Consider the following 12120-nt stretch of genomic DNA (forward strand, 5'->3'; position numbering starts at 1 on the left):
CCATGCGACATGTAAGACAAAATGACAAATTCCGGGCCAGTTCACGGTCCCTCGCCGTGCGCTGTTCGGTCGCCGCGCTGGCCACCGCCGCCGTGCTCACCGGCTGCTCGGGCTCCGGCGCCACGGGCTCCGCCCCCGCCGGGCAGGGGGGCCCCGCCAAGGCCCCTGACGCCGCCTCGGCCCGCCTCGCGGAGCAGCGGCGCATGGTGGCAGCGGCCCGCAAGTGGCGGCTCGACCAGGTGCCGCTCACGGCTCCGGCCCCGCCGAAGGTCAAGCCGAGGATCACCGCGCGCGCGGGCTTCCAGGTGGACCACCAGGAGGACGAGAACCTCCCCCCGGTCTTCACCACCGTCCCCACCGACAAGAAGATCGTCTTCCTCACCATCGACGACGGCGCCGAGAAGGACCCCCGCTTCCTGGAGATGATGCGGGAACTGAAGGTCCCGTACACCGCCTTCCTCAGCAACTACCTGGTGAAGGACGACTACGGCTACTTCCGCAAGAGCCAGGCGTACGGCAACACGCTGGACAACCACACCCTGACCCACCCCTACCTGCCCGGCCTCTCCTACGAGCAGCAGCGCCAGGAGATCTGCGGCATGCAGGACATCATGGAGAAGCAGTACGGCAAGCGCCCCGAGGTCCTGCGCCCGCCCTACGGCGACTACAACCAGGACACCCTGCGCGCGGCCAAGTCCTGCGGCATCAAGTACGCGCCGATCTGGAACGAGGAGGTCTACGTCGACCACTGGGAGTACCGCGAGGACGACCAGCGGCTGCGCAAGGGCGACATCGTCCTCACCCACTTCCGGGGCACCAGCGACTGGGACGGCACCATGGTCGACGACATGCGCCGCTTCCTGAACAAGGTCACCCGCGAGGGATACGCCGTGGCGCGCCTGGAGGACTACCTGTGAGGCGCGGGGCGCGGCCGGCCGTCCGTGCGGCACGGGCCGTCGCGCTCGCCTCGGCCGCACTGCTGCTCACCGGCTGCGCCCAGTCGGTCGACCCCATCGAACGCCTCGGCAAGAAGGCCGCGCAGGGCGTCCGCCACTCCGCCCCGGCGCAGGTCCGCCCCCTCCTGGCCCGGACGGGGACGCGTATGGCGGACCACGTGGCCACGACCGACCGGGTCGTCTTCCTGACCTACGGCGCGGGGGCCGAACGGGACCGGAGGCTGGCCACCCTGGTCGGCGAACTCCACCTGCCGGTCACCGTCCTCACCCGCGCCGAAGCCCCCGCCCGCTGGCGCGCCAGGACCACCCGCCACGGCCGCCTCGTCTACCGGGGTACCCCCCGACACCTGACCCCGGGCGACATCATCCGCATCACCCCGGGCGGGGAGAGCACCTTGGCCGAGCGCACGGCGCAGGTGCTGAAGGAGGCCCGGGAGCGGCACCTGACGCCGGGAAAGCTGACGGACTACCTCTAGGCACCTCAGCCCGTCCGGCGCTTGAGGACGAGGCCCGTCCAGGGCCGAAGCGGGGGCCCGGGGGCGGCAGCCCCCTGGACGGCGAGCGTCCCAACAGCACAGTGAAGCCACACCAAAGAGGTACCCATCCCCGACGCGCCGCACGGCAATTGGCACTCCGCTTGACCGAGTGCTAACCCCGGTCATAGTCTCGGCACTGGCACTCGGCACGCGAGAGTGCCAACAAAGCGACGGGCAGGTCCGGCACCCGCGACGACGGATCGACCTGGTCGCCACCTCAGACAGTCAACCCCGTGAATTCTCAGAAGGGGGAGGTCGGATCGTGACGACCGCCAGCTCCAAGGTTGCCATCAAGCCGCTCGAGGACCGCATCGTGGTCCAGCCGCTGGACGCCGAGCAGACCACGGCCTCTGGCCTGGTCATTCCGGACACCGCGAAGGAGAAGCCCCAGGAGGGCGCCGTCCTCGCCGTCGGTCCGGGCCGCTTCGAGAACGGCGAGCGCCTGCCGCTCGACGTCAAGGTCGGCGACATCGTGCTGTACAGCAAGTACGGCGGCACCGAGGTGAAGTACAACGGCGACGAGTACCTCGTCCTCTCGGCTCGCGACGTGCTCGCGATCATCGAGAAGTAGTTCACCCCGAAGCATCTGCTTCACCACTGCGCCCCTGGTTCCCGCGACCGTAAAGAAGCCGGGCGGCCGGGGGCGCAGGCACATCCACCCAGATTTTCCGAGAGGGCTCCCGCTGTCATGGCGAAGACACTGAAGTTCGACGAGGACGCCCGTCGCGCCCTTGAGCGCGGCGTCAACAAGCTGGCCGACACGGTGAAGGTGACGATCGGCCCCCGTGGCCGCAACGTCGTCATCGACAAGAAGTTCGGCGCGCCGACCATCACCAACGACGGTGTCACGATCGCCCGTGAGGTCGAGATCGAGGACCCGTTCGAGAACCTCGGCGCCCAGCTCGTGAAGGAGGTGGCGACCAAGACCAACGACATCGCGGGTGACGGCACCACCACCGCCACCGTGCTCGCCCAGGCCCTGGTCCGCGAGGGTCTGAAGAACGTCGCCGCCGGCGCGTCCCCGGCCGCCCTGAAGAAGGGCATCGACGCCGCCGTCAAGGCGATCTCCGAGGACCTGCTCGCCTCCGCGCGCCCGATCGACGAGAAGTCCGACATCGCCGCCGTCGCCGCGCTGTCCGCCCAGGACCAGCAGGTCGGCGAGCTGATCGCCGAGGCCATGGACAAGGTCGGCAAGGACGGTGTCATCACCGTCGAGGAGTCCAACACCTTCGGTCTGGAGCTGGACTTCACCGAGGGCATGGCCTTCGACAAGGGCTACCTGTCCCCGTACTTCGTCACCGACCAGGAGCGTATGGAGGCCGTCCTCGACGACCCGTACATCCTGATCAACCAGGGCAAGATCTCCTCGATCACCGAGCTGCTCCCGCTGCTCGAGAAGATCATCCAGACCAACGCCTCGAAGCCGCTGCTGATCATCGCCGAGGACGTCGAGGGCGAGGCCCTGTCGACCCTGGTGGTCAACAAGATCCGTGGCACCTTCAACGCCGTCGCGGTGAAGGCCCCCGGCTTCGGCGACCGCCGCAAGGCGATGCTCCAGGACATGGCCGTCCTCACCGGCGCCACCGTCATCTCCGAGGAGGTCGGCCTCAAGCTCGACCAGGCCGGTCTCGACGTGCTGGGCACCGCCCGCCGCGTGACCGTCACCAAGGACGACACCACGATCGTCGAGGGCGGCGGCAACGCGGCCGACCTGACGGGCCGTGTCAACCAGATCAAGGCCGAGATCGAGAACACCGACTCCGACTGGGACCGCGAGAAGCTCCAGGAGCGCCTCGCCAAGCTGGCCGGCGGCGTGTGCGTGATCAAGGTCGGCGCCGCCACCGAGGTGGAGCTGAAGGAGAAGAAGCACCGTCTGGAGGACGCCATCTCCGCGACCCGCGCCGCGGTCGAGGAGGGCATCGTCTCCGGTGGCGGTTCCGCGCTGGTCCACTCCGCGAAGGTCCTCCAGGACGGTCTCGGCAAGACCGGCGACGAGGCCACCGGCGTGAGCGTCGTCCGCAACGCGGTCGTCGAGCCGCTGCGCTGGATCGGCGAGAACGCCGGCCAGGAGGGCTACGTCATCGTCTCCAAGGTCAAGGACATGGAGAAGGGCCAGGGCTACAACGCGGCCACCGGCGAGTACGGCGACCTGGTCAAGGCCGGCGTCATCGACCCGGTCAAGGTCACCCGCTCCGCCCTGGAGAACGCCGCCTCCATCGCCTCCCTCCTCCTCACGACCGAGACCCTGGTCGTCGAGAAGAAGGAAGAGGAAGAGGCCCCGGCCGGCCACAGCCACGGTCACTCGCACTAAGGCAACCCGCCTTCAGGGCACGCGACTTCGCCCCGCCAGGATCTCCTGGCGGGGCGAAGTGCTGTGTCAGCGCGGTCCGTACTTGCGGCCCGTTCGGGCGCTGATTCCGCCCAGGAGGTTGCGGGGCGCGATCTTCGCCAGGCCCATGAGGGTTTTGTAGCGGGGGTCGGGGATGGAGACGGTCTTGTTGCGGGCGAGGTCGTTGAGGGCCTCGGCGACGAGTTTGTCGGCGTCGAGCCACATCCAGCCGGGGATGTTGTCCGTGCCCATGCCGGCCCGCTCGTGGAACTCGGTGCGGACGAAGCCGGGGCACAGGGCCATCAGCCGGACCCCGCTGCCCGCGAGGTCCTTCGCCGCGCCCTGGGTGAACTGCACGACCCACGCCTTCGAGGCGCCGTACGTACCGCGCGGGACGAAGGCCGCCACCGAGGCGACGTTGACCACCCCGCCGCGCCCCCGCTCCCGCATCGCCTCCGTCGCCGCCGAGGTCAGCCGGAGCACCGCCTCGCAGTGCACCTTGATCATGCGCAGCTCGTCGGCCATGGAGACGTCGAGATAGCGGCCCTTGTTGCCGAACCCGGCGTTGTTGACCAGCAGGTCGACCGGGTGCCGGCGGTCACCGAGCCGCTCGGCCACCGTCTCGATGCCCTTGTCCTCGGCGAGGTCGGCGGTCAGCACCTCCGCCTCGATGCCGTGCCGGTCGTGCAACTCGGTCGCCTGCTCCCGCAGCCGCGCCGTGTCGCGCGCCACCAGCACCAGATCGTGCCCGTCCGCCGCCAGCCGCCGTGCGAACGCGGCGCCGATGCCCGCGGTCGATCCCGTAATCAGAGCCGTTGTCATGGCCCAAGAGTAGGGCGGCCACCGGACCGTGGTGACGGCCGCTCAGCGCGCCTGGTCCGCCAGGTACTTGTGGACCCGGGCCAGCGTCTCGCCGTGCAGGGCGTCCCCCGCCGCGAGCAGCGACGGCAGCAGCTCCCGCTCGGTGGTCACCGCGCGGAACTGCGTCGCCGCCGTCACCCCGTGGTCCGGCCGGCGCACGATCTCCACCGCGTCCCCGGCCCGTATCTCGCCCGGTTCGATCACCCGCAGGTAGGCCCCCGTGACGGCCTTCCGGGTGAACCTCCTCACCCAGCCCCGCTCGGCCATATGGCCCTGGAACGTCCGGCACGGAATCCGCCCCGACGTCACCTCCAGCACCACGGCGGCCCCGATCCGCCAGCGCTCCCCGATCAGCGCCCCGGAGACGTCGAGCCCCCCGGTGGTCAGGTTCTCCCCGAAGAAGCCGTTGGACAGCGGCCGGCCCAGCTCGCGCTCCCAGTCGTCCAGGTCCTCGCGCGCGAAGGCGTACACCGCCTGGTCGTCCCCGCCGTGATGGCGCAGCTCGCACACCGCGTCCCCGGCCAGCCCGCTGCCGCCGACCCCCTTGGGCCCCGGCGCCGCCACCCGCACCGGACCCTCGACGGGCCGCTTGTCGATGCCCGTCACCCCCTCGGCCTGGTCGGTGTACGGCACCGCGCGGGGTCGCCCCAGATTGACGGAGAGAAGCTTCATGCGCGCACGGTACGTGACCGCGCCCAAAGCGTCGACGCGATATCGGGACTCGTTCCCAAGCACCGCTTATGCTCGAAGGGTGATCGAGGCCCGCCATCTCCGCGTCCTGCGCGCCGTCGCCGCCAGTGGTTCCTTCTCGGCGGCGGGGCGCGAACTGGGCTGCACCCAGCCCGCCGTCAGCCAGCAGATGAAGGCGTTGGAAGCCTCCGTCGGCACCCCGCTGCTGGTCCGGGGCGGCCGCGAGATGCGGCTGACCCAGGCGGGAGAAGCCCTGGTCAGGCACGCCTCCGGCATCCTCGCCGGACTCACCGCCGCCGAGGAGGAGGTCGCCGCCATCGCGGGGCTGCGCGCGGGCCGGGTCCGGCTGGTCTCCTTCCCCAGCGGCACCTCCACCCTGGTCCCCACCGCGCTGGCCGCCCTGCGCGCCGCCCACCCCGGCACCCGCGTCTCCCTGGAGGACGCCGAGCCGCCGAGGTCGGTGGAGCTGCTGCGCGAGGGCGACTGCGACGTGGCCCTCGCCTTCCGCTACCAGGGCGCCCCCGCCACCGAGGAGTGGGACGACCTGGTCGTACGACGGCTGCTGACGGACCGTCTGGTCGCGCTGGTCCCGGAGCGGCACCGGCTCGCGGGCGCCGAGGCCGTCGCCATCGGGGAGCTGGCCGAGGAGCCCTGGATCGCGGGCTGCCCGCGCTGCCGGGGCCGGCTCGTGCAGGTCTGCGAGGGCGCCGGGTTCACCCCCCGCATCGACTTCGCCACCGACGACTACCCGGCCGTGGTCGGCCTGGTCGGCGCCGGCCTGGGCGTGGCCGTACTCCCCCAGCTCGCGGTGGAGTCGGTACGGCCCAGGGGGGTGCGCGTGGTCCGGCTGGAGCCCGCGGTACGACGGGAGATCGTCGCCCTCACCCTGCCCGACCTGGCCCAGGTCCCGGCCGTGGCCGCGACACTGGAACAGCTGGGCAGGGCGGCTTCGCGGGGCTAGAAGGGGCTGGAAAGGGCTGAAAAGGCCCGGACAGAGCCGGACACGGCTCAGGGGCACGCGGGTGGACGTGCCCTGATGGATGCAGAAACGTTCCTTCAGGCGTGGGAGCCGGGACTCCCGCTGGTGGTGGACACCAGGCGGTTGCGCGCCCGGCCCATCAGCTCTTCGCGCTCGTCCTCGGTCAGCCCGCCCCACACGCCGTACGGCTCGCGCACCGCCAGCGCGTGGGCCGCGCACTGCGCTCGGACCGGGCACCGCATGCAGACCTCCTTGGCCGAGTTCTCACGTGCACTCCGCGCCGCACCGCGCTCGCCCTCCGGGTGGAAGAAGAGCGAGCTGTCCACCCCTCGGCAGGCTGCCAGCAGCTGCCAGTCCCACAGGTCCGCGTTCGGTCCGGGAAGGCGGGAGAAATCTGCCATTACGTGACCCCTTGTAGCCGTTCTGGGCGGATACCGTGCCTTCGACCGTACATCTCCGGTCTAAGGAGATGAAAATATGACTCATTGCGAATCTAGCCTCAGACACTGGCAAACGACACCAAAAGCGACTAAATGGGGCACAAGTTGTGCGGAAAACCCGTGGGTCCGTCGCGCATCACGGCACTGTGTCCGACCCCTCACGTAGAGTGCCGAAGTCAGTACGCCGACCCGTAACTCTTTCGGGTGACCGTCGTTGAGAGTGCGGAGGCGGTTGAAAACACAAGTGCTCGGGCAGGCGTCCGAGACGGTCGACCGCACAGGTGACGATTCCGTACCAGCCTGGAGGCTCAAGGTGACGCGCATCAGCTCCGGAGGGCGGTCATGACTTCCGTCCTCGTCTGCGACGACTCCCCGCTTGCCCGAGAGGCGCTTCGCCGCGCGGTTGCGACCGTGCCCGGCGTCGAGCGCGTGACGACGGCTGCCAACGGCGAGGAAGTCCTCCGCCGCTGGGGCGCCGACCGCTCCGACCTCATTCTCATGGACGTACGCATGCCCGGCCTGGGCGGCGTCGAGACCGTGCGCCGTCTGCTGTCCGCCGATCCGGGCGCGCGCATCATCATGCTGACCGTCGCCGAGGACCTCGACGGCGTCGCCCTCGCGGTCGCCGCGGGTGCGCGGGGCTACCTGCACAAGGACGCCTCCCGCGCCGAGCTGCGGGCGACGGTGACGCAGGCCCTCGCCGACCCGACCTGGCGGCTGGCCCCGCGCCGGCTGCGCTCGGCCGAGATGGGCGCGGCGCCCACGCTCACCGCGCGCGAGATCCAGGTGCTGGAGGGCATGAGTCACGGCCGCTCCAACGCGGAGATCGGGCGCGAGCTGTTCCTCTCCGAGGACACCGTCAAGACCCACGCCCGGCGCCTGTTCAAGAAGCTCGGCGCCTCGGACCGCGCCCACGCGGTGGCACTCGGCTTCCGCTGGGGACTGGTCCGGTAACGCATGCGCGGCCGCTGCGCTCGGCCTTGGCCCTCGGGTTCTTGGCGGGCGTCGGAGGGTGTGCGCGGGCGGTCGGCCTCGGCGGCGGGGTCGGTCCCTGCCGGTGCCGGGAGCGTTGCCGGGGAGGGTTCCCGTCCGGCGGGGCTCACTTCGGCCGACGCCAGCGGTGCGGTGTGCGGGTGCGGCCGATCGAGACCGCCGGCGGGGTCGGTGGCGGCGGTCGGTGGTACCCCTCGCGGGGGCGTCGGGCTGAGCCCGGCGCCGATCGGTGGACGTCGGGCGCCGCGACATCGGGCTTCGACTGTCGGTGATGCCCCTCATACGCCGGCCGGCCCGGGGCGGACCCCGCGCAGTCGGGCGGCTGCGGTCGCCGGAGGTGTCTCGCCCGGGGGGCCGTCGTGGCTCCGGGTGCCGGGCCGTTCCGTGGGTGCCCGCGGGCGCGAGTGCGCCCCGCCGGGGTCGGCCGCGGCTGGCGGGCGCGAGTGGCCGAATCCGCTCTCGGTCGACTCGCAGCGGCTCGGCTGTGGCGACGGTGCTGCCCAAGCGCGGGCTCACCTGCACCCCCGTACCCACCCTGCCGGAGGCACGCGTGGCGGAATCGACCCCGTTCACGCCCCGCGAGGGACCGCGTGCTGCTTGTTTCGGCGGGGATGCCGCATCCTTGAGGTGTGGAGTCTCTCGGGGACGAGTCGAGCGAGCGGAAAACGAGCGGAAGGGGAGGGCGCAGGAGATGAGTGCCGGCGCACCTGCTCATAACGCTTCGGTGCACAACCACGAACGCGATGCCACGGACCGGACGGCCGCAAGGCACCATGGACCGATGCGCGAGGACGAGGCGGGCACGGCCCCCGGGCCGATCGGCCCCCTGGTGCACCGTGCCGTCGACGGGGACGAGCAGGCCACGCACGACCTGCTCGCACACGTCCACCCCCTCGCGCTGCGCTACTGCCGCACCCGGCTGTCCCGGCTGCCCGGCGACGCCCGCCACTTCGTGGAGGACCTCGCCCAGGAGGTCTGCGTGGCGGTGCTGCTCGCCCTGCCGCGCTACCGCGACACCGGCCGGCCCTTCGAGGCGTTCGTCTTCGCCATCGCCTCCCACAAGGTGGCCGACCTCCAGCGCGCCGCGATGCGCCATCCCGGCTCCACCGCAGTCCCCTCGGACGAGATGCCGGAGCGCCCCGACGACTCGCTCGGCCCCGAGGAGCGCGCCCTGCTCAGCTCCGACGCCGCCTGGGCGAAGAAGCTGCTGGCCAACCTCCCGGAGAACCAGCGCGAACTGCTGCTGCTCCGGATCGCCGTGGGCTTGACCGCGGAGGAGACAGGGCAGATGTTGGGAATGTCACCAGGAGCGGTACGCGTGGCGCAGCATCGCGCGCTGAGCCGCCTGCGCGCCCTGGCCGAGCAGTAGCCTCCGAGCAGTGGCCTCCGAGGCTCCCGTGCTGAAATTCGTACGAACATACGAAGCCTGAAGCGCCCCCATAGCGTGGAATTTGCTCACGACGCTTCCCGTTAGCATGGACATCCGCACCGATCAAGGCCATTTGGGGAAGGTGTCATGACTGCCAACGTCGACGGAGTGCCCGGTAAATTCCAGACACTCGGGCTGACCTACGACGACGTGCTGCTGCTGCCGGGCTCGTCGGACATGGCGCCCGACGACATCGACACCGCCTCGTACGTCTCCCGGAACGTGCGGGTCAACATCCCGCTGCTGTCCGCGGCCATGGACAAGGTGACCGAGTCCCGCATGGCCATCGCCATGGCCCGTCAGGGTGGCGTGGGCGTGCTGCACCGCAACCTGTCCATCCAGGACCAGGCCAACCAGGTCGACCTGGTGAAGCGGTCCGAGTCGGGGATGGTCACCGACCCGATCACCATCCACCCGGAGGCCACCCTCGCCGAGGCCGACGCGCTGTGCGCCCGGTTCCGGATCAGCGGTGTGCCGGTGACCGACAACGACAAGAAGCTGCTCGGCATCGTCACCAACCGCGACATGGCCTTCGAGAGCGACCGCACCCGGCGCGTCCACGAGGTCATGACGCCGATGCCGCTGGTCACCGGCAAGGTCGGCATCTCCGGCCCGGAGGCCATGGAGCTGCTGCGCAAGCACAAGATCGAGAAGCTGCCGCTGGTCGACGAGCACGGTGTGCTCAAGGGTCTGATCACGGTCAAGGACTTCGTCAAGGCCGAGCAGTACCCGAACGCGGCCAAGGACTCCGAGGGCCGGCTGCTGGTCGGCGCGGCGGTCGGCGTGGCCGGTGACTCCTTCGAGCGCGCCCAGGCGCTGATCGAGGCGGGCGCCGACTTCATCGTCGTCGACACCGCGCACGGTCACTCCCGGCTGGTCGGCGACATGATCGCCAAGATCAAGTCCAACTCCTCCGGCGTCGACGTCATCGGCGGCAACATCGCCACCCGGGACGGCGCCAAGGCGCTGGTGGACGCGGGCGCGGACGGCATCAAGGTCGGCGTCGGGCCCGGCTCGATCTGCACCACGCGGGTGGTCGCGGGCGTCGGTGTCCCGCAGGTCACCGCGATCTACGAGGCCGCGCTGGCCGCCAAGGAGGCCGGGGTCCCGGTCATCGGCGACGGTGGCCTGCAGTACTCCGGCGACATCGCCAAGGCCCTGGTCGCGGGCGCCGACACGGTGATGCTCGGCTCGCTGCTCGCGGGCTGCGAGGAGTCGCCGGGCGAGCTGCTGTTCATCAACGGCAAGCAGTTCAAGTCGTACCGGGGCATGGGTTCGCTGGGCGCGATGCAGACGCGCGGCGACCGCAAGTCGTTCTCCAAGGACCGGTACTTCCAGGAGGGCGTCGCCTCCGACGAGGCGCTGATCCCCGAGGGCATCGAGGGCCAGGTGCCCTACCGCGGCCCGCTGTCCTCCGTGGTGCACCAGCTCGTCGGCGGTCTGCGCCAGTCGATGTTCTACGTCGGCGGCCGTACGGTGCCGGAGCTGCAGGACAACGGCCGGTTCGTCCGGATCACCTCGGCGGGTCTCAAGGAGAGCCACCCGCACGACATCCAGATGACGGTCGAGGCGCCGAACTACAGCAGCAAGAAGTGACGCACGCGCACGCGTGCCGGTCGTGACGAGGGCGGTCCCGGGGCATCCGGGACCGCCCTCCGCGTCGCCGGGGACGGCCACCGCACGGCCGGTCGGCGATACTGGAAGACGCTGAAAGCATTCAGGGAAAGGCATGACGTGACTGAGATCGAGATCGGGCGCGGCAAGCGCGGCCGCCGGGCGTACGCCTTCGACGACATCGCCGTCGTCCCCAGCCGCCGTACGCGGGACCCGAAGGAGGTCTCGATCGCCTGGCAGATCGACGCCTACCGCTTCGAGCTGCCGTTCCTGGCCGCTCCCATGGACTCGGTCGTCTCCCCGGCCACCGCGATCCGCATCGGTGAGATGGGGGGCCTCGGCGTCCTCAACCTCGAGGGCCTGTGGACCCGGCACGAGGACCCGCAGCCGCTGCTGGACGAGATCGCGGAGCTGCCGGCCGAGGCCGCCACCCGCCGCCTCCAGGAGATCTACGCGGCTCCGGTCAAGGAGGAGCTGATCGGGCAGCGCATCAAGGAGGTGCGGGACGCCGGGGTGGTCACGGCCGCCGCGCTCTCCCCGCAGCGCACCGCCGAGTTCTCCAAGGCGGTCGTCGACGCGGGCGTGGACATCTTCGTCATCCGCGGCACCACGGTGTCGGCGGAGCACGTGTCCTCCTCGCACGAGCCGCTGAACCTGAAGCAGTTCATCTACGAGCTGGACGTGCCGGTGATCGTCGGCGGCTGCGCCACGTACACAGCGGCCCTGCACCTGATGCGCACCGGCGCGGCGGGTGTGCTGGTCGGCTTCGGCGGCGGCGCCGCGCACACCACGCGCAACGTGCTGGGCATCCAGGTCCCGATGGCGACCGCGGTCGCCGACGTGGCCGCCGCCCGCCGCGACTACATGGACGAGTCCGGCGGCCGGTACGTGCACGTCATCGCGGACGGCGGGGTCGGCTGGTCCGGCGACCTGCCCAAGGCGATCGCCTGCGGCGCCGACGCGGTGATGATGGGCTCCCCGCTGGCCCGTGCCACGGACGCGCCCGGCAAGGGCCACCACTGGGGCATGGAGGCGGTCAACGAGGAGCTGCCGCGCGGCCAGAAGGTCGACCTCGGCACTGTCGGCACCCTGGAGGAGGTCCTCACCGGCCCCTCCCGCACCCCCGACGGCTCCATGAACTTCTTCGGCGCCCTCCGCCGCGCCATGGCCACCACGGGCTACAGCGAACTGAAGGAATTCCAGCGCGTAGAGGTGACGGTGGCGGACAGCCAGCACCGCCGCTGATCTTTTTCGCACGTAAAGGGCCCGGTCACTTCGACCGGGCCCTTTCGT

12 protein-coding genes are annotated in these 12120 nt (G+C 70.8%); 9 read left to right on the forward strand and 3 right to left on the reverse strand.

Annotation, left to right across the window (positions count from 1 at the left end; all coding sequences use genetic code 11):
* Positions 1 to 2 precede the first annotated feature (2 nt).
* The 4 genes from D0Z67_RS17485 (at position 3) to groL (ending at position 3803) form a co-directional block, all read left to right on the forward strand.
* Positions 3 to 917: a polysaccharide deacetylase family protein gene (locus D0Z67_RS17485; protein ID WP_031180835.1), complete on the forward strand. Its 915-nt coding sequence runs from the start codon at positions 3 to 5 to the stop codon at positions 915 to 917.
* On the forward strand, positions 914 to 1432 hold the full coding sequence (locus D0Z67_RS17490; RefSeq protein WP_031180834.1) for a hypothetical protein: 519 nt from the start codon (positions 914 to 916) through the stop codon (positions 1430 to 1432). The genes D0Z67_RS17485 and D0Z67_RS17490 overlap by 4 nt, the downstream gene beginning before the upstream one ends.
* Positions 1433 to 1754: 322 nt before the next feature.
* Positions 1755 to 2063: a co-chaperone GroES gene (gene groES / locus D0Z67_RS17495; protein WP_018543953.1), complete on the forward strand. Its 309-nt coding sequence runs from the start codon at positions 1755 to 1757 to the stop codon at positions 2061 to 2063.
* Positions 2064 to 2180: 117 nt separating this feature from the next.
* Positions 2181 to 3803 carry a chaperonin GroEL gene (groL, locus tag D0Z67_RS17500; RefSeq protein ID WP_031180833.1) on the forward strand — a complete coding sequence of 541 codons (1623 nt, stop codon included), beginning with the start codon at positions 2181 to 2183 and terminating at the stop codon, positions 3801 to 3803.
* A 66-nt stretch (positions 3804 to 3869) separates the two neighbouring features.
* Here groL and D0Z67_RS17505 read toward each other — a convergent pair whose 3' ends face one another.
* Both D0Z67_RS17505 and D0Z67_RS17510 read right to left on the reverse strand, forming a co-directional pair.
* Entirely contained in the window at positions 3870 to 4643 is a 774-nt protein-coding gene (locus tag D0Z67_RS17505; RefSeq protein ID WP_031180832.1) for an SDR family NAD(P)-dependent oxidoreductase, read from the reverse strand.
* Positions 4644 to 4685: 42 nt separating this feature from the next.
* Positions 4686 to 5354, reverse strand: coding sequence for an MOSC domain-containing protein (locus D0Z67_RS17510; protein WP_031180831.1), 669 nt, complete (start codon positions 5352 to 5354; stop codon positions 4686 to 4688).
* Positions 5355 to 5433: 79 nt separating this feature from the next.
* Between D0Z67_RS17510 and D0Z67_RS17515 the strand changes: the two genes are divergently transcribed.
* Positions 5434 to 6333 (forward strand): LysR family transcriptional regulator, encoded by a 900-nt coding sequence (locus D0Z67_RS17515; RefSeq protein ID WP_031180830.1) that lies wholly within the window; start codon positions 5434 to 5436, stop codon positions 6331 to 6333.
* Between the two features lie 95 nt (positions 6334 to 6428).
* Here the strand turns inward: D0Z67_RS17515 and D0Z67_RS17520 are convergent, their stop codons facing one another.
* A complete protein-coding gene (locus D0Z67_RS17520; protein ID WP_031180829.1) occupies positions 6429 to 6752 on the reverse strand; it encodes a WhiB family transcriptional regulator in 324 nt (107 codons plus the stop codon).
* Positions 6753 to 7133: 381 nt separating this feature from the next.
* Here D0Z67_RS17520 and D0Z67_RS17525 point away from each other — a divergent pair, with 381 nt between their 5' ends.
* The 4 genes from D0Z67_RS17525 (at position 7134) to D0Z67_RS17540 (ending at position 12072) form a co-directional block, all read left to right on the forward strand.
* Entirely contained in the window at positions 7134 to 7745 is a 612-nt protein-coding gene (locus tag D0Z67_RS17525) for a response regulator transcription factor (RefSeq protein WP_003948568.1), read from the forward strand.
* A gap of 820 nt (positions 7746 to 8565) precedes the next feature.
* Positions 8566 to 9153 carry a sigma-70 family RNA polymerase sigma factor gene (locus tag D0Z67_RS17530; protein ID WP_031180828.1) on the forward strand — a complete coding sequence of 196 codons (588 nt, stop codon included), beginning with the start codon at positions 8566 to 8568 and terminating at the stop codon, positions 9151 to 9153.
* A 147-nt stretch (positions 9154 to 9300) separates the two neighbouring features.
* Positions 9301 to 10809 carry an IMP dehydrogenase gene (gene guaB, locus D0Z67_RS17535; RefSeq protein ID WP_031180827.1) on the forward strand — a complete coding sequence of 503 codons (1509 nt, stop codon included), beginning with the start codon at positions 9301 to 9303 and terminating at the stop codon, positions 10807 to 10809.
* A 138-nt stretch (positions 10810 to 10947) separates the two neighbouring features.
* Complete coding sequence (locus tag D0Z67_RS17540) at positions 10948 to 12072, forward strand: GuaB3 family IMP dehydrogenase-related protein (RefSeq protein ID WP_030811813.1); 1125 nt, start codon at positions 10948 to 10950, stop codon at positions 12070 to 12072.
* The last annotated feature ends 48 nt before the right edge of the window (positions 12073 to 12120 follow it).

It is taken from the genome of Streptomyces seoulensis, assembly GCF_004328625.1.
In the GTDB taxonomy this organism is placed as follows: Bacteria; Actinomycetota; Actinomycetes; order Streptomycetales; family Streptomycetaceae; genus Streptomyces; species Streptomyces seoulensis.